Source organism: Aminiphilus circumscriptus DSM 16581, from assembly GCF_000526375.1.
In the GTDB taxonomy this organism is placed as follows: domain Bacteria; phylum Synergistota; class Synergistia; order Synergistales; family Aminiphilaceae; genus Aminiphilus; species Aminiphilus circumscriptus.
In genome coordinates this window covers 712,646-735,656 of record NZ_JAFY01000002.1, presented here as the reverse complement: position 1 = coordinate 735,656, position 23,011 = coordinate 712,646, and the positions used below count along the sequence as shown (strand labels likewise).

Sequence of the window (23,011 nt, the reverse complement as noted above, 5' to 3'; positions counted from 1 at the left end):
CGCTCATGTCTCTTCGGGACGCATGTGAACGCACGCATTTCCTGCTCAACGGAGGAGTTCCCTCTCTTCTCGGAGAAGTGTTGGATGCGACGGAAACACCGGCCCTGCTCCTCCGCAGAGAAGGACGGGATCTCGTGGTTACGTGGGCTACCCGTTTTTCTCCTCCATCACTGCTCTTCTCCGACAGCGCGGCACTTCTGGAAAAACTTTTCCCTCCCTGCGAGACCTTTCCCGCGGCACACACGCTTGCGACCCTCCTGCCGGAAGAGACGGCAGAGTTCTTCGGTGACGTTCCATGGTCCAGGGCAATCTGCCTCCGGAGCGCGAGATGGGTTTTCTACCTGCTGCTCGGGAGTTCCGAGATCCCTCCGGGCCTGGAGGCCGAGTTGCCCTACCTGGTGCGGCTCTTCGCCATGTGGCAGGACCACCTGGCCGTGTCCGACCTGGAAATGCGCCTCTCCCGCCTCTCCTACCACCTGCTCGTCACGGAAGCGGCATTCTCCTCCATCTTCGAACCCCTTCCCGTGGAGTATTTCGCGACTTTCCTCGGGGACGTGCTCTCCGAGGGGGTCTTCGCCGTCTCCGTGCAGGTGATCCTCGACGAAGGGCACTCCTGGAGACCTCTTCTCGGCGCTCGCGACATTCTCCCCCGCAGAGAGGGCGTTTTCAAAAGCCGACGCACCGCCCCCGCTCCGATTCCCGTGGACGAGGAACACGCGAAGACCCTCGGCGCCTCCAACCTTCTTCTGCTCCGGCAGAAACGGATCCACGTGGTCCTCCCCCTCTCGGGTGGGAAGACCACTCTTTTCTGTTTTCTCTCCTGGGCATCTCCGCCCGAACAGGAGGTGCTCCACTTTCTCTCCCTCTTCGCCCACGTGGCCTCCAAGGCGATGGAGATGAACGCCCTTCAGGTGGAAAACGCGGAACGCCTCGAAGCGATCTCCGAAAAGATCTTTGCCGTCCGGGGGCTCCACGAGGCAAGCCTTTACCTGCTCGCCCTCCAGGACCGGGAACAGTTCCTCACCGCCGCCACGGACGTACTGGGGGAGATGACCCAGACATCCTCCCTGACCCTCGTGACGTGGCAGCCCGAATCCTCCGGGTACGTGCTCCATTCGCTCCGAAACGCCCAGGGAGGTGTGCGGCGGGACGGTCGTCTCCTCGTCCAGAACGTGGCGCCTGTCGCTGCGGAGACGATTCCCTTCTGTACGGAAGGACTGTCCTTTCCGGAAGCACCCGCGGCGGAACGGCTTTTCGCCGCCGCCTCACCCTTCTGGAAAGAGCGCAGAGTGGCGCGAACCCTTTTCTTCAAGGGCAAGGAGGGACTTCTCGGCATGGCGGGGCTTGCCCCCAGTGTGACGGGAGAGCACTACGGCGACCCGGATACGGTGGAGATTCTCGCCTCCACCATCGCCGTGGGGCTGGAGCGTCTCTTTCTTCTCGAGCGAACCCTCGCCCAAAAGGAAGCCGCCGAACGGTGGATGCATCTTTCCAGACTGCTCAGAGAGCTGGCAAACATAATCCATCGCATCCGCGACGCGGATCTTTTTCTGGAGAGCCTTCTCCGGATCCTGCGAAACGTCCTCCGGACGGAGGACATCCGCCTCGCCCTCGCGGGAAACCCGGTCCCCGCGTCGGCGAAGCTCCTCTCCCTCGCCGAAGAGTCCGAAGAGCCCAGGGTCTGGAAGGATGCAGAAGCAGGAGAGATCCTCGTCGTTCCTCTCCGAAGAGGGACCCTTCTGGTGGGAGCGCTTGGAATTCCTCCCCTTACAGATTTTCCCCTTCGTTCGGTGGAAACGTCGGAACTCTTCGCCCTGCTGGCATCGCTCGTGGCACCCCATTTGGCCGAACTGACGGAACGTGCCGTCTGGCGAAGGCGAAACGTGCTGGACCTGCGTGCCCTCGCGGGACAGGCGATCCGGGAAGGGATGGAGAAACTCCGGGAGGATGGGATTGGTGGCGTTCTCGCCGCCCGCCGCGGAGAAGAGGCGCTGTCAAGAGCCCAGGAAGACGCGGCGGCACTGGTGGTGTATCTCCCGGGCAAGGTGCTGGCACTTCTTCCCTTCGGCTGGACCGAGGAGATGAGGGATATCTTCCCTTCCGACGAGGGGTGGGACATCGCCGAAGAAGTGGAGACAATCCTCTCGATGTTTCCCTGAGTCGCCTCCACGTCCGGAGGAGCACTCGTTTGTCCGCTCCGGAGAGGAATGCCGCCGCTTTTTGAAAAGAAAAGGTGCCGTCTCCTTTGCACATGCGAGAGAGACGGTGTTCTGTCGTTGACCCGTCGGAAATCCTTGCCTAGGTGCAGCGTTCCCAGAAAAGCCGTCCTCCGGAGAACTCCGGACGGAGAACTCCCTTCTCGTGAAGGAAAGTGAGGTGAGCCGACAGGGTAGCGAACAGCAGGCCGTACTGAACGAAGTCCAGCGCCACATCCAACCGCTCCAAAACTCGGGCGAAGAGTTCCTCCCGAATTGCCGGTTCCCTGGCCGCCTCGGCCAGAAGCGCCGACACGGTTTCAAAAGCCCTCCGGTTCGCCGCCACGAGCCCGCGGATGTCCTCGCTCGGAGCGGCGTGACAGGGAACGAACCAGGCGGCCTCCAGGGTCTCCAGGCGTTCGAGGGTTTCGAGCGCCGCCCCTACGTCCGCACAGTAGGAAACCTTGTACTTGCCCAGGATATCCTCGGAAAAAAGCGTGTCCGCCACGAAAAGCACATCGTCGGGAGTGCGGAACCCCACCATTCCCAGGGCGTGTCCCCGCAAGTCAAGCACGTCGAGGGAGGTTTCCCCCAGGCGGGTTCCTGGCAGGGCCTCCAGGGTCACCCGGGACGGCTGTGCCTGGAGAAACTTGGTCTGCAGCGCCCGGGGGGGCGCGCCGGACCAGAGATAGAACGGCTCCAGCGCCGGCTGTTCGATGAGCGCTCCCTCCAGGGGACTCGCGGCCACGCCGCACCCCGTGCGCTTCTGCAACAGAGCGTTCCCGCCGATGTGATCCGCATGAGAGTGAGAATTGGCCACAAGCGAAAGAGACAACCCCCGCTCCTCCACAACCCGGAGGAGCTTCCTCCCCGCCGAATCGTCACCGCCGCTGTCGAGCAACACCGCCTTTCCTTCGTCCTCGAAAAGCCCGATGTTCACCGAACCCGGAAGCACCCAGGTCTGTTTTCCAAGTCGAATCGGTTCGCCGGCCATGTCGTCTCCCCTTCTTCAAACAGTCCGGAGCAGGCGCCGCATTGCCGGGAACAAAGAGTTCCCCGCGCCTCGAACGCGTACCCCTTCGAAAATGACGCTTCCGTGCGTCGGAGGAAACCGGTGCGACACGGCTCCTCAACGTATCAACGTCGCACGTGAGACGGGAATGCTCCTCCGCTCCGTCTCACGTCTCCAGCAAAAAATCAGGATCCGCCGCTAGAGTCCCTTCCAGGACTTGAATCCCCGCCCCACCACCTCCGACGCGTCGGAGACGATGGTGAAGGAACGATGGTCGTGCTCCGCGAGAAAGCGTTTCAGCTCCATGGTCTGTCTCGGCGAGAGAACGCAGAGGAGCACCGGGCGTGGCTGGCCCGAAAATCCACCCCGTCCTTCCAGGCGGGTGACACCCCGGTGCAGCTCGTGCAGCACGAAGCGCGACACCTCGTCGGGGATGTTGGTGATGACGAAAACCTGTCGCCTCCGGTCAAAGGAGCGAAGCACGTTGTCCATCACGAGACCGTTGGTGTAGACGCTCACCAGGCCGAACACGGCCCCCTCGATGCCCACGATGAAGGACGAGAGGGCGAGAATACCGATGTTGATGTAGAAGGTGAACATGCCCACCTCTACGCCGTAGCGCTTTCGCAGGGCCGTGACGATCACGTCCGTGCCCCCCAGGGAGCCCCCGGCGCGGAAGACGATACCGCCTCCCAGCCCCTTCACCACTCCGGCCAGGATCGCCACGAGGAGACGATCCTCGAAATGGGGAACGGGAAAACCGTCGAAGACCTTGAGGAGGACCGTGAGGAGCAGCACGCCGTAGGCAGTCCATCCCACGAAGCGGGGGGACAGCTCCCGCCATCCCCAGATCAGAAGTCCCACGTTGACCACCGCGACAATCCATGCGGGAGAGATGTTCCAGACATAGGTTCCCAGCACGGCCAGCCCCGTCACCCCCGAATCGGGGAAACGATAGGGGAGCGTGAGCGCCATGATGCCGAAGGCCACGACACCGGACCCGAGGGAAATGAGGAGCAACGTTGCCCATTCCCGCCGAAGCAGCGCGAGAAGTTCCAGAAAAACCCGTTTTGGAGAACCGAACCGCAGGAATTTCACGCGACCCACCTCTCTCCTTTTTCCCTGTCTCCGTCTCCTGTTTCAGTCAACAGGGTCGTCCTCGCATTCTCCCGCAGGACGGCCGGTCTCCGGAATCCGAAGATGTTCCGGGGAACCGCCGCCCTTCGGGGTGGATGCTATTTCGGGGGTTCCAGCTCGTCCAGAAGATGCTCCAGTTCGTCCAGCCGTGCCGCGAAGAGCGCGAAGGTCGCTTCCAGAGGAGCCGGGGCGGACATGTCCACTCCGGCTTTGCGGAGCAGCTCGATGGGATAGTCGGAACTCCCGGACTTGAGGAACTCCAGGTAGCGGGTTACCGCAGGAGCACCCTCGGAGAGGATCTGCCGCGACAGCGCCGTGGAGGCGGCGAACCCCGTGGCATACTGGTACACATAGAAAGCGCTGTAGAAATGGGGAATTCGCGCCCACTCCACGTCCAGTTCGGGGTCCACCACCACGTCCGGTCCGTAGTACCGCAGGTTCAGCTCCCGCCAGACCGAGGCGAGCACATCCGGCGTAAGGGGCTCTCCTCGTTCGGCCCGCCGGTGGATCTCCAGTTCGAACTCGGCGAAGAGGAGCTGGCGGTATACGGTGGTGCGCACCTGCTCCAACGCATAGTTCAAAAGGAAGAGCTTCTCCTGGGGATCCGCGGAGGTACGGATGAGATGGTCCAGGAGAAGCGCCTCGTTCGTCGTGGAGGCCACCTCGGCGGTGAAGATGGCGTGCCCTGAATAGGCGAAGGGTTGGCTTCGGTCCGTAAAGGTGGAATGAAGGGCATGCCCCATCTCGTGGGCGATGGTGAAGGTGTCCCGCAACGTTCCCTTGTAGTTCAGGAGCACGAAGGGATGCACTCCATAGGTTCCCCAGGAGTAGGCGCCGCTCCGTTTTCCCCGGTTTTCGTAGACGTCGATCCAGCGGTTCGCGAAGGCCGTGTTCAGCTCCGCCAGATATTCCTCCCCCAGGGGAGCCAGGGCCTTCCGAACAGTCTCCAGGGCCTCCTCGTAGGGAATGTCCTTCTGCGTTTCCTCCACGAGAGGAACGTAAAGGTCGTACATGTGCAGCTCCTCCAGGCCGAGGGCGCGTTTCTTGAGCCGCATGTAGCGGTGCAGCGGCTCGAGGTGCGCGTTCACGGTCTTCACCGCGTTCTCGTAGACCTCGACAGGAATGGCATTGGGAAAGAGCGTGGCGTCCAGGCAGGAGGGATACTTGCGGACCTGGGTGTAGAAGAGGTTTTTCCGGACGCTCCCCGAGAGGGTCGCCGCGAGCGTGTTCCTCACCTTCCCATAGGTGGTGAAGAGCCCCAGAAAGGCATCCCTGCGGACCTGACGGTTTTGGGAATAGATGTACTTGCCGTACCGCTCCTCCGAGAGTTCCACCTCGTTGCCATCCTCGTCGCGGATGGTGGGGAAGGTGAGATCCGCGTTGGTGAGCATGGAGAAGACCGTCTCCGCCGTCTGCGCCATGCCCCCAGAGCGGGCAAGGAGAAGTTCCTGCTCCGCGGGAAGCACGTGTTCCCGCATGCGGGTGATCCGGGCAAGGGCGAAACGGTACTCCTCAAGCCCCTTCTCCTCCGAAAGGAAGCTTGCGAGCGTCTCCTCGGGAATCGCCAGGATCTCGGGCTCCACGAACGATCCGGCGCTTCCCGCCTTGACCGCGAGGGAGACCGCCCGCTCGGCAAACCCCTGGTAGGTCGGGTTCGTCGTGTCCTCGTGGCTCTTCATGTGGGCGTACACGTAGAGACGACTCATGGTCTGCCCCAGTTCGTCCTGGAGACGCAATGCCGTCAAAAGATCCGCCGCGCTCGCTCCCACCTTCCCCTGGAGGGCCTCCATCTCGGGAAGTCGTTTCTCCAGGGTTTCGAAATCCCGCTCCCAGGCGGCATCGTCGGCGTAGAGCACCGAGAGGTCCCAGGTCCAGCGGGAATCCATCTCGTCCCTGGAGGGAAGCGCGCCCGTCCCCGGAGCACCCGAGGCGGCGGCGGGCAACAGCATAAGGCACAAGGTCAATGGAATCAGCACTCCTTTCGATTTCATCAGAACTCCCTCACTTTCTTTTTCCGACAGATCCCACCCACTTCGACGAGTTCTCCGATGCACACGCTCCTCCCGGGGTTTCCGAAAAACACTTTCGCGCCCTTTCGCCTCAAAAGGATGCGGCAGAGAAGGGAACCGTCCTTTTTCCGCTGCCGATAGTCCGTCTCCGGAAAAAGGGAACTCCGGCCAGAAGCATGAAGCAACTCTAGCGCAAAGCCTCCTGACTGGAAAGGGGAACTCTGCGGTCTTTTTCCCTTTTCGTTGCTCGACCATGCCCGACCTTTTCAAAACGCTTTCCCTATGTCGCCTTTATGGTATGCTTTATAAAAGGTCCGAATTCCGCTCTTTCATGGCAGGTGCGCCGATGACGCCAAAATCGCTGGGACAACATTTTTTCCGTACTCTTTCCGCAGTGGGAACGCTCATGTTGGTTTTCTTCCTGAGCATACTCCTCTGGGGAGGGTGGATGGCAACCACGAAAGGCATGGCCTTCTTCGAGGATCACCTCGCCACCCTGGCGTCCCGCCAGGTTGCGGAGTACAAGGACATGTTCGATCTCCTCGAGGAGAACGGCGATGCGCTTCTCCTCCGCTTTCTGGAGGATCTCAAGATGCATTACGCAGAGGAGGGGCGGCTTCCTTCGGAAGCTCCCGACGAGGAACTCGCCTCTCTGATGCGACGCTTCGTCCGCGCCTCCGGCACATCCCCCTTCGACCCCGGAACTTTTCGCTATTACCTCATCGATTCCAAAGGACGAGTGACGCGCACCAACCATCCTCCCGACCTCGGGCTCGATCTTTCTCAATTCACACGGCTCTGGAGAACGCTCCGCACCATGGTTCCCGGAGAGGTGCGACTCCAACGGGCCACATCGGCCACCATGACCGACGACTACAACAAGTACGCCTACTGGAAACTGCAGGACGATACGATTCTCGAGGTGAGCGTCTCCGTGCCGCGGAAACACATGGACAAATATCTGGAGAAGATCCGAGGCATGCTGAACTTTCCTTTCGTGAACTCCCTCGCCTTCGCCAGCCTCGCCACGAGAAGGCTCGAAACGGGAGACCCCACCCTGACGACCTCGGAGGATTGGGCTCTCGTCCGGGAGGCCGTGCGGGGAGGAAAAGAGCGCCTCCTTCTCCGGGACGGACTCCTGAAGAGGCGCCTGCTCCTCTATGTCCGCCCTCCCGAAGAGGACAACGTTGTCGTGGAGGAGCCGAAACTGCTGCTCCTCTCCCTCGATTTCACTCTTCTGGGCAACCTCTTCGGGGCGTTTCTTCTGGGAATTCTCTTTCTTCTTCTTTTAGGGGCAGGAGGACTCTCCATCGCCTTCGGCAGGATCGTGGACACTCTCACGACACCCTTCGAACAGCTTGCGCGAAATATGGCGGCTCTTGCGGCGAATCCGGGGGAGTTCGAACCCGACCAAAACCTGAAGTCCTCCTCCGTGACAGAGGTTCAGGCGCTGCTCGACACCTTCCGCGGCATGGCGGTCAAACTCAGCGCGACCATGGAGGAGCGAGAGGCGGCGCTGCAGCAGGCCCGCGCCCTCTACGGAGAAACCCGGATCCTGAACGACGAACTGGAGCATATCCTCGGCGCGACAGGACGCCTCACCTCCGAAGCCACCTCCGGAGAGGAGACGTTTCTTCCGGAGCTGCTCCACATGGCGCTCCAGTTCATCCCCGAGGCAGACTGCGGCAGCATCTCCGAGGTGAACGGCGAGGAATGGCGCATCGTCGACGCAGTGGGACACGACGCGGAATGCCTTCGCACGCTCCCCCTGAAACGGACGCACCTTCGTGTAACGAAGGGAACAAGTGTCGTTCCCTTCGTCTACGACGATCTCGATCAGCGCATGCCGCCTTCGCTGGCGGAGAAATTCCGCACCGCCGTGCTCCCCATCCGCCAGTCTCTTCTGCACTCGTTCTTCCTCGACGAGGAAATGGTGGGACAAATTTGTCTGGACATCTCCCAGGGGCGCAGCGAAGCGAGCGCCTTCTCCCTCCGGTCGGAGCGGGTTCTCGCCGCCTTCGGCAACATAGCCTCGGCCTATCTCGGCATTCGTCGCTACGTCGCCACTTCGTCATCCTTCCAGAAACAGCTCGTTTCCGTGATGATCGGCATTCTGGAGATCTACGACCACTACACCAAGGGACATTCCGAGAACGTGGCCCAACTGGCATGCCGTCTCGCCGCAGCGCTGAAGATGGATGAAAACGACATCTCCCGCATCTACTGGACGGGACTCCTCCACGACCTGGGGAAACTCCTCGTGCCCGTGACGGTGCTGAACAAGCCGGGCCCGCTCGAAGACGAAGAGTACGAGATCATCAAGATGCATCCCCGCTGGGGATACGCGGTGCTCTCCTCCTCGGCACACCTCGGGGAAATCGCCCGGGACGTGCTGCACCACCATGAACGCTGGGACGGCACTGGCTACCCTGAGGGCATCTCGGGAGAGGCGATCCCGCTCGGCGCACGCATCCTCTCCGTGGCGGACGCCTTCGACGCCATGACGAGCTGCCGCTCCTACCGCCCCGCCATGGCAAAGAGCGAGGCCCTCCGGGAACTGAAGCGTCACCGGGGGACTCAGTTCGACCCTGCCGTGGTGGACGTGGCGCTCCGCATCCTTCCCTGAAGCAAGGCTCGCCGGCACAGGAATCGTACGCCCCGACAGCACGAAGCGACAAGAAGAGAGCCGTCTCCGGCGGATCGGAGACGGCTCTCTCTCGCGCTTTTCGATTCGGACTGCGGCACCAGGAGTTTCTAGCGCGCTTCGGAAAGCGCCCCTTCCCGAAACTTCTGAAGAAGCGCCTTCGCCACACCCACCGCCTCGGCGGCATCGGCGGAATAATGTACGCCGAGACGTTCGGCGTACTCCTTCGATACGGGAGCACCCCCCACCATGATCGCGAGTCCCTCCGCGAGCCCTTCCTCCCGGAGCGACTCCACCACACCCTTCATGTTGGTCATTGTCGTGGTGAGCATGGCGGAGAGACCCAGCACGTGGGGACGCCAACTCCGCACCTCCTCCACGATGCGCGCCGCCGGAAGGTCCACGCCGAGATTACGCACCTCGAATCCCGCGCCTTCGAGCATCATGCCCACGAGCTTCACACCGATGTCGTGAAGATCGCCCTCCACGGTGGCGGTGAGAATGCGCCCGCCCTGCCCCGCCGCACCTGTCGCCAGGAAGGGACGGAGGATCTCCATTCCGCCCTTCATGGCCTTGGCAGAGACCAACACCTCGGGGACGAACATCTCCCCATCCTTGAAAAGGGCTCCCACTTCGTCCATGCCGGCGAGAAGCCCCTTCCGGAGAATTTCCTCGGGAGGACATCCCGCGTCGAGGGCCTTGCGGACGGCGTTTTCCGTCTGTGTTACCTGTCCTTCCACGACATGCTCTCGAACCGCCTCGTAGTGTTTCTCCACGTCCGGGTCACTCCTTTTTTGTCTCCGTCTCGTTCGTCTTCTCAAATGTCATCGACCGGGAAAGGCTTCTTTTGTGCGAGGTCCAGGTCCATCACCGCCCGGGAGGAGCGGATGTGCACCCGCATGGCCGCCTCCGCCCAGAGGCTGTCTCCGGCCTCCAGGGCATCGATGATGATGGCGTGTTCCCAGGTCTGGCGGTCTCCCGAATCCGCCAGTTCGTAAAACGGATCCAGGAGGGACAGGTACACGTTGGTACGGTTCATGGCGGACTCGACCGCCTGCTCCAGAAGACGGTTGCCCGAGAGGGAGGCCACAAGGAGATGAATCCTCTCGTTGATCCGGATGTACCCCTCCAGATCTCCCTGGGCGAGACAGCGTCGCTCCTCCCGCTCGGCCTCGCGAAGCCGTACCGTGTCCTCCCGCGACACCCTCTCCGCCGCAACGGAGGCGGCGAGACATTCGAGGGCTTCTCGAACCTGGTAGGCGTTCTCGATATCCCGGAGGGAGGGAACGGTCACCGTGGCCCCATGGTTTGCGGAGATCGTCACCAACCCCTCCGAGGCGAGGCGCCGCAGTGCCCCGCGAACGGGCGTGCGGCTGATGTTGATCTTCTTCGCCAGCGTCGGTTCCGCAAGCCGGGTTCCCGGCGGGAGTTTACGGGCAAGAATGGCCGCACGGATCCGCCCGTAGGCCAGATCCTCCAGTGTCGTCTTCTCCGGCGAGTCCGTTCCCTCGTCTCCGTTCCGCATGACGGTCCTCTCTTCCATGGATGTTCAGGTCCGAATGCCGGAACCACCCGGTGACCGATCTTCCGACGGTGGAACGGCAAAAGAAAATGCCGACGGCTTCCTCACACTATTTCCCCGTGCCCGCCGCGGGAACCGCGTCGCTTTTCGCCGCCGGCCCATATCCCTCGCGCCAGAAGATCTTGAACCCCGCGTAGGCGATGAAGGCGGAGACGAAGGGATTCAGCCAGTTGAGGATCGCGTAGGGCGCGTAGGTGAGGGTGGGAATGCCGAGCGTCCCCGCCATATAGGCCCCGCAGGCGTTCCAGGGGACGAGAGGTGACGTGAGCGTTCCCGCATCCTCGAGTGTCCTGGAGAGCATGCGCGGCTCCAGGCCGAGTTCCTCGTAGGCGGGTTTGAAGAGGCGCCCCGGCAGGATGATGGCCAGATACTGGTCGCCGATGAGGAGGTTCACGGCGAAGCAAGAGGCCAGCGTGGCCGTCACGAGGTTTCCCACGCGGTTCATGTAGTTCACCACCGCGTGGAGAATGACGTGGAGATATCCCACCGCTTCGAGCATGCCGCCGAACCCGATGGCCATCCAGGAAAGGGAGATGGTCCACATCATGTTCTGCAGGCCTCCACGGGTGAGCAGACCGTTCACGAGCTCCGCGATTTCTTCGCCGAAGACCTCCGCGGAGACGGCCCCCTCGTAGCCGTAGTTCGCCGCGGTCATCATGTCGACGAATCCAACTCCCTGGATGACCATGCCGCAGAGGGCGCCCATGACGATCCCCACGAACATGCCCGGCACGGCGGGAATCTTCAGGAGCGCCATGCCGATGACGCACAGAGGCGGCAGGAGCAGCAGCGGATGGATCTTCTGCACGCTCGCCAGAGCCTCCCGGATCTGGTTCACCCGGGTGGGATCGAAGTCGCCGCCGCCGTAGAGCAGGCTCAGAACGATAAAGGCCGCCCCAGCGAGAATCCAGGTGGGTCCCGTGGTGTAGATCATGGCGCCGATGTGGTCGTAGAGCTTGGCCCCGGACACGGCGGGAGCAAGGTTCGTGGTGTCGGACAAAGGGCTCATCTTGTCGCCGAAGTAGGCACCGGCGACGATGGCGCCTCCCGTCATGCCCGCGGGAATGCCGAGACCGGCTCCCACACCGACGAGAGCGACGCCGATGGAGGCCGCCGTGCCCCAGGAGGTTCCCGTGGCGAGGGCGACGATGCTGCAGATGACGTAGGTGGCGATGAGGAAGATCTTCGGCGAGAGAATGGCCAAACCATAGTCGATCATGGTGCTGATGACGCCGGAGATCATCCACACGCCCACGAGAATGCCCACGAGCATGAGAATGAAGAAGGCGGACATGCTGGCGTTGATGGCGGAGACGAATCCTGCCTCCAGGTGCTCCCAGGTATTCTTGAGACGCAGTCCGAGAACGGTGACGAAAAGAACGCAGAGAAAGATGGGAATGTGCGCGTCGAGGCCCAGCATAAGAATGCACACGGTGATGACCCCCGCGATGGCAACCACCACGCCGACGGACTCGGTGAGCGTCGGGGTCTTCCCCTGGCCTCCCCGCTTTTCTCCGAGCTCCTTTTCCTCCTGGTATTCCTGCACTTCCGGCGGCAACTCTCTGGACATGTCTCTTCAGCCTCCCTCTTCTTCTCTTCGGCTCGGGACGCTTTCCCGGCGGAGCAACACGCTCCGCCGGGAAAGCATCCGCTCCGGCGCCACCGAAGCTGGTACGGCGAACTGCGGCGGCGCACCCGGGAAACGCTCCGGAAAGAACGGGATGGAAACGTACTCGCATACAGCCGGGGTCAGATCCCTCCCTTTTCTTCGGCGTAGGTCTCGAGAATGCGGTCGAGTTCCGCATCCACCGAGGCGGAAAGCGGTTCCGGCTCGTGGTGTTCCATGATCCACGCCGCCTTCTCCCGGGCACGCTCCAGGGCATCGGCACGTCCCGAACTCTCCCAGGCGTCGAAGCTGCACCGACGCAGCACATCGGGTTGCCACAACTCCCGCATGTGTTCCAGCGTGTGGGGATCGGTCATGAAATCCCCCCGAGGCCCCACCCGCAGGATGGCCTCCACGGCGAGGGCCTCCGCGTCGGTGGGAAATCCTTCCTTGACGCGGCGGACCATCTCGTAGATCTCGCACCCCAGGACAAGTTCCTCGTAGGAGAGCACCGTGGCGTTCTTCAAAAGCCCCGCGCCGGGCATGAGGTCCGCGCCGCAAAGCGCGGAGGTGTACACGGAGAGGGAATCCTCCACGGCGGACTGCCATCCCGGAGCACGTGCCTCGGTCCCCATGACGCCGGTCATGACGGGAATATTGTAGTGGATCCGCGCCATGGCGATGGTTCCCGCCTGGATCAGGTAGTCCTCGGGACCGTTGGAGGTGACGCCGCCGGACTTGAGATCCATCACGGTGGAACACGAGGCGTACCAGGAGGGACACCCCGGCGTGACACACTGCACCAGCGTAAGCCCTGCGAGAACCTCCGCGTTGGCGAGCACGAGATTCCCCGCCACGGTGACCGGCGCGGTGGCCCCCGAGAGAGGCATGGTCATGATTCCCGTGGGCAGACCTTCCCTCGCAAAGGCGAGAAGCGCCTCGCAGGCACCCCGTTCCAGCGCGAGAGGGCTGGTGACGCTCTCGAAAAGAGAGATGAGCGGGCGGCGGCGCAACGCCTCGCGTCCTCCCGCCACCGCCGCGGCCATGTCGATGACGCCCCGGGCGCAGAAACCGTCCGCCACGGTCATGGTCATGACGTGTTTGGTGGTGTTGCGGAGTTGGCATCGCGTTTCGTAAAGGGGCTGCACAGGCACGGGACAGTCCCGGGCGGTGGCGATGGGCCACACGTAACCGATCTGCTCCAGGTAGTCCGCCATCCGCGTGGCCGTTTCGAGGTCGGCGAGGGTAGTGGGACGGCGGACTCCGGTCTCGAAATCCAGAATTTCCATCCCGTTTCCGTCGAGATTCATGTAGGTGTGACGCCCGTCCAGGAGAAGATCCTCCTCCGGAGTGCGCCCACAAAGGCGAATCACCGAAGGAATCTTTCGCAGGGCACCCTCCACGAGCGTCCAAGGGAAGAAGACCCGATCCTCCTCGACGCGGGCACCCGCCCGGGCGAGGATCTCCCGGGCCTCCTCCGAGGCGATGCGCATGCCCGCATGTTCCAGCACCGTGAGGGAGGCGCCGTGAATGGCCCGGCGCTGCTCCTCCTGAACCAGCACGATGGGAGGATTCCAGTAGCGCGGTATGGGAGCGATGGGCTTTTTGGGGCCGTAGCCTTTCTTCCGTTCCCGTGCCATGGCTTCGCCCAGCCCCCCTAAAGTTCCGTCACCCGATGGATGATCTTCACACCCCGCTTCGTCATCTCCTGGAGGAACCGCTCCACTGCGGGGGCGCAGGTACCCACCGCCTCGGGAGGGTTCACGCCGGGCATGCGCAGGACTCCTTCGGCGATCAGACGCCCCACGATCACGCAGGGAAAGCCCGTGGTCCGGGCCATGGAATGGTAGCCCGTTCCGGGGTCCCGCTCGTCGTAAAGAGCGTATTCCTCCCGAACCTTCTTTCCGTCCTTCTCTCCCGTGACCAGCACATGGAAAAAGGTGAACTCGATCTCGTCGTCCCGGAGCTTCATCTTGGGATAGGCAAGAGCGGCGAAGAGATCCCGAGGCGCCACCTTCTGCCCCTTCACGTCCACCGGATCCGTGTCGAACAGGCCGATCTCCCGGAGAAACTCCATGTCCCGAGCCGTCCCGGGATAGCGGAGGGTAATCTCCTTCACGTTGGGACAGGGAATGGAATCGAGGAGCGACCGGGCACCATCGGTGTAGAATCCCTCCATCTGCGGCACGGAGATGCCGGGAATGTCGAAGGTGAGGAGCTGCCGTCCCGAAAGGGCGGGCTCCTCCACGATCTTCCCGTTTCTCTTGATGCGGGCTGGGCGAACGAATTCCTCCACCAGGTCGTCCGGGGAGAAGACGAGGCGATAGTTGAAGGGGGGCTCGGGATTCTTGGGAAGCCCCGTGACGTAGATCGTCACGTCATCGACGCGGTCGAGCCGTCGGCAGGCGTCTCCGATGAGGATGCTCGACGCGCCGGGGGTGACCCCCACGTCCTCGAAGAGCGTGACCCCCGCTTCCTTGGCGGCCTTGTCCCAGTCGCGATATTCCTCGCCCATGAAGGAAATGTCCGACATGTTCACTCCCGCCCTGATCACCGCACCGATGGCGGCATACCCCATGGATCCCGGCACGGCACCGATGACGAGATCATGCCCCTGTACACCTTCGGTGATGGACGCGGGAGAGGCGAAATCGATCCCCGTCGTGGTCTTCACGGGATTTTTCGCCTTTGCGGCGGCCTTTTTCAGCGCTTCTTCGTTGGCGTCCGCCACGGTCACCTCGTAGGCATCGTCCGCCGCCAGATCAAGCGCCATGACAGACCCCACGAGCCCACATCCCAACACAATCACCTTTTTCTTCACGACAACCCCTCCTGTTCGTGTGTCGAAGGGCTCCAGGTGGAACACCTTCGCTCCCGCTCCCGCTCTTTAGTGCTTTCCTGTCTCAATCTCTATGGATAGTGAAGGACTCCTTCAGGGAAAATCCCCGCTTCCGCAACTCCTCGGCGAAGCGCTTTCCCGGAACGGCGAGTTCCACGGGATGCACGCCCCGGGGCGTCACCCCCTGGGCGTTCAGAATCGCCGTGATGGAGCCATCCCATCCGGTGGTGCGCTCCATGGCGGTGAAACCCGTTGCCTCGTCGTAGTAGTCGATCAGGTCGAGCAGCACCTCCGCCCGGAGCCCGTCCTTTTCGCCGATACCCTTCACCCGGACAATGACGAAATCCCGGTCCTCGGGACGTGCCCGCAGTTTGGGATCGAGCACCCGATGCAGCAGTGCCCGGGGAGAGACCTGCACTCCGTCCACATCGACAGGCTCCTCTTCGAGGAGTCCCGCGTCCATGTAGGCCTTCCACTGGGCGAAGTGCCCCGGCCAGCGCAGCGTCTTGTTCCAGAGCGTCCTGACCTTTCCCTCGTAGGTCCAGGGCATTGTTGACGTGCCGCCTCCGGCGACGAAGGCCTCCATGACGCCGATCTTTCCGCCGAAATCCACCGTCTCGTAATCCTCCTCCAGGAAGGTGGGAACCTCCACCCTTTTCCCGTTCCGGAGGAAATGGGCCACCCCGTAGTACTCGTTGGTGAGGCCCGCGATGTTGAAGGTGAGAATGTAGTTGAACGGAGGCTTCGGATGCTGGTCATTGCCACCGTCCCACATGAGCAGTTCCTCCGTGCGGTCGAGGAAGGTCATGGCGTAGCTCATGAGGGCCGTTCCCATTCCCGGCACCTGCCCGCAGTCGGGCACCACGGCGATTCCCGCCGCCTCCGCGGCGTCGCTGCGCTTCATCTGTTCCCGAACCAGGTCCGTGTTGCCCCCCAGGTCGCACATACAGGCCTTCGCGTCGATGGCAGCCTCCAGAACCGAAGGGTTCAGCCAGTAGGGCACGGCGGAGAGGAAGGAATCCACCGGCTCCAGAAAACGACGGAGTGCCGCGCTATCCCGTGCATCCACCTGGTGGGCTTCCGCGACGGAACGCCCCAAGAGGGTGTTCACCCTCGCCGCGGACCGCACCGCCGCCTCCAGATCCGCATCCCCCACAAGGACCCGATCGGCATCCCCGTTCTTCGCCATGTCATACGCCGCCGCCGTTCCCTGCCTTCCGCCACCGAGCACCGCATACACGAAACCCATGGACAAACCCTCCTTCATTTTTCCGCACTCCCGCCGTTCCGGCAGGTGCGCCTTCCGAAGACCGCGACGATCAACGCTCCTCCGAACGCATGCCAACATTTCCCGGAGCAGAATCCTCCGCTTCGTACACGAAAGACGCATTCCCTCCCCATTTCGCCCGGGAACAACCTCCGCGCTCCGAATTCAGACGAGACGCGCCTCGTACTCCCGGAGAATTTCCCGCACCTCCGCCTCTCCGGGAAGGGGTTCCGGCTCGTGTTTCTCCAACAGTTTTCGTGCCCGCCTCTCCGCCAGGTCCGCCGGAGAGGGACGCCCCGCAGCCTCCCACTCATCCCGGGTGGAGCTTCGATCCAAAACGCGGGGCTGCCAGATCTTGCGCATGTGCGCCAGAGTGTGCTCCTCGGTGAGATAGTTACCCCCCGGCCCGACACGTTCGATCACGGAGAGGGCAAGGTTCTCGTCGTCCACGGAGAGGCCCTCTACGGCCCTGCGGAGGAATCCGAAGATCTCACAATCCAACACCGTCTGCGCCGCGGAAAAGATCGTCGCGCCCTGAAGCAGCCCCGCACCACACATCATGTCCGCCCCGGCGAGAAAACTCGCCATGCCCGAGAGGGCGTTCTCGAATCCCGCCTGCCAGTCCGGCATCCGCGCGCCGGAAGCGAAGGTTCCCACGTTGGCGGGAAGACCGTAGTAATGGGCCAGGGCGCAGCTCGCCATCTGGAGAAGACAATCCTCCGGGCCGCCGCAGGTGACACCACCCCGACGAAGTTCCAGCACGGTGGCGCAGGAGCCGTAGAACGTGGGCGTGCCGGGAAAGAGAAGCTGCTGGAGCGTGATTCCTGCAAGGACCTCCGCATTTCCCTGGGCGAGATTCGCCGCGAGAGTAGCTCCAGCGGTGGCGCATCCGATGGTCATGTTGAGAAACCCCGTGGGAATGCCCGCCTCGGAGAAACAGAACGCCGCTTCGAGACTGTCTCTGTCATAGGAGAGGGGACTGAAACTGCACTGGAAATTCGAGAGGATCGGACGCTTGCGGAGCGCCTCGCGGCCTCCGACGACAGCCGCGGCGAGCTCGATGCTTCCCCGGGCTGCCGTGGGTGTTACCGCCGTCATGGCCTGCACATGTTTGGAGGAGAAGCGAAGGAGCGCCTCTAGTTCGTGGAGGGGCTGTACCGGAGGCGGAACGTCCTGGGCGCTCACCACGGGCCAGAGAAAAGCGATCTCGGGAAGTGCATCGGCGAGGCGGACCGCCGTCTCCAGATCCGCCTTTCGGGAGGGACGCACCGCTCCCGTTTCGGCATCGAGGACGTAAAGACCACTTCCGTCAAGGGTCAGGTATCCTTGTCTTCCGTCCAAAAAGAGATCGTTCTCGGGATTGCGGGCACAAAGCGTATACGTTTTTGGGGCGCTTTGCAGGGCTGTCGCCACGGATTCGGGAGAAAATCGGACACGAAGACTGGGCGAGCCGTTCCACTCCTCCTCCTCGAAAAAGAGGCCTTTTCCCGCAAGAGCATCCCGCCTCTCGGCGGAGAGAGGCATTCTCATCCCTGTTTTTTCAAGAATTTGAAGACTCGCGTCCGAGATACGACGCAACTCCTCCTCGGACAGAACGGTGCTCCGCACTCCCCATCGCGCCGCATGAATCACGCCGAACACCTCCGAATATGTATACGAATTATGTATACCTTCAAAGCCACAATAGCCATTAAAATGCACCATGTCAAGACTTTTCCGGCACGTTCTCTTTTTCGCAATGTGCACCGAACGACATCTTTCCAAAACGCCGAAAACGGACATGTCGCCACCACGGGTGCACCTCGCGCCGGCCCGTACCGAACTGCGGAGCAAAGCACTCCTCGCATCGGGATGCACAGAGCACGGAACAAGGCACTACGTCTTCTTGGAAAAAACGGATCCTGGAGAAGAGCGCGCAGGGACGACGAGGGCGCTCTACGGCGGAGTGCCTGACCCGGGAACAACGCGGACGACACCGCTCTTCGGAAGAGATGTTCGACATGACCTTTCGGAAAATTAAGGAAGAACCTAGCAGATGTAGGAAATCTCTGAATAAGGCTACGTCAGCCCCGCAGGGTGCCTCGCGGAGCGTGATGCCGAGTCAGGGGAAAGCGAAAGATCTTTATTCAGGGCTTCCATAGATTTTGCGCAAGAGCTGTCAGGCACAACGGGGATCTATTCGGTAAGGTAGAACCACGCAGGGAGGTCGATCCCTACGCCGCAAGCGGTGCGGCCTGGGGACGCCTTTGCGGCAATCCGGCAGTGCAGTCACGCCTGACTCCGGAATCTCTTTTCATCGGCATCTGCTACGACGATCCCGACGTGACCGAGGCGGACAAGATCCGCATGGACGTCTGCGTGAGCGTGGACGCCTCCTTTGTCCCCGAAGACGGCATCGAGGTGCAGACCATCGAGGGCGGCGAGTACGCCCGGGTGATCCACAAGGGAAGCTACGACGGCCTGCACGGCGTCTACCGGGCGCTCTACGGAGAATGGATTCCCGCGAGCGGCAGAGAGCCCAAGGAAACGCCCTCCTTCGAAATCTATCTCAACGACTGCACCACCACCCCTCCGGAGGAACTCCTCACGGAAATCCGGGTTCCACTTCGGTAGCAACTCTTCAAAGAAGCGTGTGCGCGGAGGAGCCCCACCACGATACCAGTCACCCTTCGGGTGGCTGGTATCTCTTCTCGGCACGTGTTACCATCGCAGAATGCGGAGCACTCCTTTCGGAGGGGCAACGCCGCTCCCGCCCCTCGCGCTCCAATGACAGGTGCAGCGAAACCATGCAGGAGGGTGCGTTTTCCCCGCCGGAAACATCCGCGACGGAGGCGATGCCGTGAAAAGATACCAGGACGACAACGGATTGCCCGTCTCCTTTCTCGTGGCCTCCTCCGCGGACGATCTGGCCGAGGCGGTCAGAGAACTCCACCTCGACGAGAGCCCTTTCCTCGGCATCGACACGGAAACCACGGGACTCGACCCGATCCGATGCCGGGTCCGCCTGGTGCAGATCGCCGCGCCGGAGCGCCCGGTGCTTTTGGCGGACCTGTTCCGCATCCGGAGCGCGGAGGCGCGGGAGCCCCTGCGGCGCCTTCTGACGGGTAAAGCCGTGAAGATCTTCCAGAACGCCGCCTTCGATCTGGCCTTCCTCGCCGGAGAGGAACTCCCCGTGGCCCCTCCCCTTTTCGACACCATGCTGGCGGCCCAGCTTGCGGCCTGCGGCGAGGACGACGGCAGTCATGGCCTGGGCGCCCTGGCGGCGCGCCATCTCGGCGTGGACCTCCCCAAAGAGCTGGGACGCAGCGACTGGCGCACCGCCTTCCTGTCGCCGGAACAGCTCTGCTACGCCGCACGGGATGCGGCGATCCTGCTTCCCCTCCGGGAGGCCCTCGTGGCCCTCCTGCGAAGCAAGGGACTCGTTGGGACGGCGAAGCTCGAATTCGACTGCGTTTTCGCGATTGCGGAAATGCACGCCACAGGAATGCCCCTCTCCCGGGAGCGCTTCGACGCCCTTCGAACGACTTTGGGGGAGGAGAAGGCCACCGCCCTCAAGGCGCTCCGGGCTGCCCTCGGAGCGCTTCCGCAGCAAGGGCAGCTCTCCCTCTTCGACGACGGCGCTCTGGTGAACCCCGACAGCACGAAGCAGCTCCTCGAAGCGCTCCGGCTTCGGGGCGGCCTTCCGCTGACGGGAACATCCCGAAGCGACCTGGAGCCCTTCGCGGATCATCCCGCCGTGAAGGCCCTTCTGGAGTACCGAAAGATCGCCAAGGCCGCTTCTGCCTTCGGGGATGCCATTGCCGCGCACATTCATCCCGTCACGGGGCGCCTGCACTCCCATTACGCACAGGTGCGCACCCCCACGGGTCGCCTTGCCTGCGCGGCGCCCAACATCCAGCAGATTCCCCGGGAAGCCCGGTTCAGACGCTGCTTCGCCGCGCCGCCGGGCAAGCGCCTCGTCCTTGCGGACTATTCCCAGATCGAGCTGCGCGTGGCCGCGGAAATCAGCGGGGACGCCCGGATGAGAGAGGCCTACCGCTCGGGCGAGGACCTGCATCGCGTCACCGCCTCGCTTGTGACGGGAAAAGCCCCGGAGGACGTGACAAAAGGCGAACGCCAGCTCGCCAAGGCCATCAACTTCGGCCTCATCTACGCCATGGGAGCACGGGGGCTGCAGCGCTACGCCCAGAGCACCTTCGGCGCGGCCATGACCGGAGGCGAGGCGGAGCACTTCCGCTCCCGCTTCTTCGACGCCTATTCCGGTATCGCCGCCTGGCACCGGAAGGAAGCGGAAAATCCCTCCGCGGAGGTTCGGACCCTCTCGGGCAGGCTGCGCCGCATTCCTCCCGGCGAGGGGCTTCCCGGGCGCCTCAACACTCCCGTCCAGGGAACCGCAGCGGACATTCTCAAGGAGGCCCTGGGCAGGCTGCCCGCCGCCCTCTCCGGAACGGAAGCGCGCATCGTCGCCTCCGTGCACGACGAAATTCTCCTCGAAGTGCCCGAAGAGCACGCCACCGTCGCCGCGGAAATCCTGTCGCGCACCATGGAGGACGCGGGAGCCCGCTTTCTTGCATCCGTTCCCGTCGTGGCCGAGGCGGTTGTGGCGGAAAGCTGGGCGGAGAAGTAGGCGCGGAGGGGACTCTTGCGTTTCACCATTGTTTTCGGCGTACCACCCCGAAGAGGTGGAAAGCCTCTGCGGCTTCCGCACAGCAACGGCTTCCGTGCGTCAACGGCCTGCGGAGAGCATCCGCACCGGTGGAAAGAGTGGTGCCGGGCACCTCAGGCTTCGTCGTCGGCGAGCCGGGCCCAGCGCTCGTGATCCTTCCACCCCTCGCCGTTCACGTTGAGATAGCGGGGAGAATACCCTTCCTTGCGGAAACCGCAGCGGCGCACCAGGGCGATGGAGGCCGCGTTTCCCGGCTGGATGTTCGCCTCCAGCCTGTGGAGCCCCAGGTCGCCGAAGGCAAAGGACATGACGAGCCCGATCCCTTCGGTCATGAACCCCCGCCCCGCGAAGGGCGCACCCATGTAGTAGCCGAGATAGGCGCTCTGGAACCACCTCCGCACGATGGCATTGAGGTTGATCACTCCGGCGATCTCCCCCGTGTCGTTCAGGCACAGGAAAAACCCGTCGTCCCGCTCGCCGTCCCGGCCGCGGAGGTAGTCCCGGAAAGCCTCCCCGTCCGATGGAGGATAAATCCAGGGAGCGAGAAACTCCAGGCTCCGCCGCATCAGCGCGAGGAATTCATCCTCGTCCGCCGCGACGGGCCTCCGAAGAAAAACGTGAGCACCCTTCCGCAACCTATCCATGGACATCACTTCCCTTTTCGAAAACCGACACGACCACGAAACAGCAAACGGGCCGTCTCCCGAAAAACCCGGGGACGGCCCGTGCGGCACGAACGACCCTATTCCACCCGGAACTGATCCGCCCCGTCGCTCTTGCGGATCTCCACGATCTTCCGGTCCCGGAGTTCCTTGAAAAGTTTGGTCTGGCTGTTGAGTTTCTTTCCCCGGTACGTGAAGGCCTTGTAGGTGTTCCTGATCTTGTTGCCGAAGGAGGAAAAGTGATGCCATTCATCCTTGGGAAAGGATTCGAGGACGAGCTTGATCTGGCTCGCCTCTTCCCGGGTGAAACCCAGGTCGGAGAGGAACTCCCACTTCTTCCCCCCGGAATCGTTGCTCTCCCGCTCGCGTCCCTTCCGGTAGTCCTCCAGCACGAGCACCGCATCACAGGCACTGTTGAAGATGGGACGCTCCGCGTCGCTCTTCTTCGTGACGAGCCAGACCTCCCTGCCGTATTTCCGGAGCTTGTCCATCACCACGGTGAAATCCGCATCGGAAGTGATGAAGATGTACTGGTCGATCTCGGGGTTTTTCTGGTAAAGGCTCTCGAAGGCTTCAATGGAAATGATCAGGTCTGCGCGGTTCTTTTTGCTCGATTTGGAGAGATGGGGCGTTTCCCTGATGTCGAAATTGAGCTGCAGAAGTTGTTCCCGGAAATTTTTGATGGAGTTGCTGTCCCCGCAGGCCAGCTTGATGGCGTAAACGTTGGTCAGCTCTTCGTCGTCGGACTTGAGGGCGATCTCCTCCAACAGGAGCCGGAGGTCCGTCTCGGGAGAAATGTTCTCCAGGTCGATGTAGATTGCCCGAAAATAGCGCGTCTTCATCATCTTTCCCCTCCCCCGGGGTACGCTCATGGCACATCGCACAAAGAGAACCGGAAACCGATGTCATCGCGGCGGGCGCCTGCAGAAGATGCGCTTCCACGGCACCACGAAAAACTCTTCCGCAAAGCCCCGGTAAAGAGGGCACGGAAAGCGGCCGGACCAGCCGACATGACCTCCACCTCCGAAAAGGACAACGCTGCCTGCGTGAAGAACGCATACACCGCATGCTAACATAAGGGGGAACCACCTTCAAGTGCGGGAGCGCCATCAGTGTAACCGGACACCGCAAGAAAAGGGTAACATGCAATATCTTTCGCAAAATGATCTTGCTCACCAATCGGGGACACACGGCTAAACGGCACACATCACCGCAAAGGTTTCGGGATTCGCGTTCCCGATGGCACTGTGACGGGCAAGATAATAATTGTACACAATTGGAGGTGACAGCGTCGCCCCTCCCCGCTCCTAGGGAGGTTTCCCTCTGGTTTTCCAGGCATACTAGCCGCTCCGGGCGAATCAGTGGAATACGCGGCACATGGTCCGTATCCGG

The 23,011-nt window shown here is 62.4% G+C and carries 16 protein-coding genes; 4 read left to right on the top strand and 12 right to left on the bottom strand.

Annotated features, from left to right (window positions below):
• Positions 1-5 precede the first annotated feature (5 nt).
• Positions 6-2,159 (top strand): hypothetical protein, encoded by a 2,154-nt coding sequence (locus tag K349_RS0104100; protein ID WP_026368590.1) that lies wholly within the window; start codon positions 6-8, stop codon positions 2,157-2,159.
• A 139-nt stretch (positions 2,160-2,298) separates the two neighbouring features.
• On the opposite strand, the gene K349_RS0104095 is transcribed toward K349_RS0104100, so the two are convergent.
• The 3 genes from K349_RS0104095 to pepF form a co-directional block, all read right to left on the bottom strand.
• A complete protein-coding gene (locus K349_RS0104095; protein ID WP_026368589.1) occupies positions 2,299-3,189 on the bottom strand; it encodes an MBL fold metallo-hydrolase in 891 nt (296 codons plus the stop codon).
• Positions 3,190-3,405: 216 nt separating this feature from the next.
• A complete protein-coding gene (locus K349_RS0104090; protein ID WP_245587994.1) occupies positions 3,406-4,305 on the bottom strand; it encodes a YitT family protein in 900 nt (299 codons plus the stop codon).
• A gap of 137 nt (positions 4,306-4,442) precedes the next feature.
• On the bottom strand, positions 4,443-6,308 hold the full coding sequence (gene pepF / locus K349_RS0104085; RefSeq protein ID WP_245587993.1) for an oligoendopeptidase F: 1,866 nt from the start codon (positions 6,306-6,308) through the stop codon (positions 4,443-4,445).
• A gap of 493 nt (positions 6,309-6,801) precedes the next feature.
• Between pepF and K349_RS19440 the strand changes: the two genes are divergently transcribed.
• On the top strand, positions 6,802-8,979 hold the full coding sequence (locus K349_RS19440) for an HD-GYP domain-containing protein (RefSeq protein WP_211240321.1): 2,178 nt from the start codon (positions 6,802-6,804) through the stop codon (positions 8,977-8,979).
• 128 nt (positions 8,980-9,107) lie between these two features.
• On the opposite strand, the gene K349_RS0104070 is transcribed toward K349_RS19440, so the two are convergent.
• The 7 genes from K349_RS0104070 to K349_RS0104035 all read right to left on the bottom strand — a co-directional run bounded on the left by K349_RS0104070 (position 9,108) and on the right by K349_RS0104035 (position 17,923).
• Complete coding sequence (locus K349_RS0104070; RefSeq protein WP_026368584.1) at positions 9,108-9,773, bottom strand: cobalamin B12-binding domain-containing protein; 666 nt, start codon at positions 9,771-9,773, stop codon at positions 9,108-9,110.
• Positions 9,774-9,814: 41 nt separating this feature from the next.
• Positions 9,815-10,522, bottom strand: coding sequence for a GntR family transcriptional regulator (locus K349_RS0104065; protein ID WP_026368583.1), 708 nt, complete (start codon positions 10,520-10,522; stop codon positions 9,815-9,817).
• 106 nt (positions 10,523-10,628) lie between these two features.
• The gene (gene nhaC, locus K349_RS0104060) at positions 10,629-12,149 is read right to left on the bottom strand and encodes a Na+/H+ antiporter NhaC (RefSeq protein WP_026368582.1); all 1,521 of its coding nucleotides are present in this window, start codon (positions 12,147-12,149) and stop codon (positions 10,629-10,631) included.
• Between the two features lie 179 nt (positions 12,150-12,328).
• Complete coding sequence (locus K349_RS0104055) at positions 12,329-13,825, bottom strand: trimethylamine methyltransferase family protein (RefSeq protein WP_026368581.1); 1,497 nt, start codon at positions 13,823-13,825, stop codon at positions 12,329-12,331.
• A gap of 17 nt (positions 13,826-13,842) precedes the next feature.
• Positions 13,843-15,006: a saccharopine dehydrogenase family protein gene (locus K349_RS0104050; RefSeq protein ID WP_026368580.1), complete on the bottom strand. Its 1,164-nt coding sequence runs from the start codon at positions 15,004-15,006 to the stop codon at positions 13,843-13,845.
• Positions 15,007-15,088: 82 nt separating this feature from the next.
• The gene (locus tag K349_RS0104045; RefSeq protein WP_026368579.1) at positions 15,089-16,273 is read right to left on the bottom strand and encodes a saccharopine dehydrogenase family protein; all 1,185 of its coding nucleotides are present in this window, start codon (positions 16,271-16,273) and stop codon (positions 15,089-15,091) included.
• A gap of 183 nt (positions 16,274-16,456) precedes the next feature.
• Positions 16,457-17,923 carry a trimethylamine methyltransferase family protein gene (locus K349_RS0104035; protein ID WP_026368578.1) on the bottom strand — a complete coding sequence of 489 codons (1,467 nt, stop codon included), beginning with the start codon at positions 17,921-17,923 and terminating at the stop codon, positions 16,457-16,459.
• Positions 17,924-18,409: 486 nt separating this feature from the next.
• Between K349_RS0104035 and K349_RS0104030 the strand changes: the two genes are divergently transcribed.
• Positions 18,410-18,904 (top strand): GyrI-like domain-containing protein, encoded by a 495-nt coding sequence (locus tag K349_RS0104030; RefSeq protein ID WP_084460165.1) that lies wholly within the window; start codon positions 18,410-18,412, stop codon positions 18,902-18,904.
• Positions 18,905-19,130: 226 nt separating this feature from the next.
• Positions 19,131-20,918, top strand: coding sequence for a bifunctional 3'-5' exonuclease/DNA polymerase (locus K349_RS0104025; RefSeq protein WP_026368576.1), 1,788 nt, complete (start codon positions 19,131-19,133; stop codon positions 20,916-20,918).
• A gap of 152 nt (positions 20,919-21,070) precedes the next feature.
• Here the strand turns inward: K349_RS0104025 and K349_RS0104020 are convergent, their stop codons facing one another.
• Together K349_RS0104020 and K349_RS17775 are read right to left on the bottom strand one after the other, a co-directional pair.
• Positions 21,071-21,601, bottom strand: a complete 531-nt coding sequence (locus tag K349_RS0104020) for a GNAT family N-acetyltransferase (RefSeq protein WP_034264226.1) — start codon at positions 21,599-21,601, stop codon at positions 21,071-21,073.
• A 98-nt stretch (positions 21,602-21,699) separates the two neighbouring features.
• Positions 21,700-22,464: an NYN domain-containing protein gene (locus K349_RS17775; protein ID WP_026368574.1), complete on the bottom strand. Its 765-nt coding sequence runs from the start codon at positions 22,462-22,464 to the stop codon at positions 21,700-21,702.
• Positions 22,465-23,011: the final 547 nt, after the last annotated feature.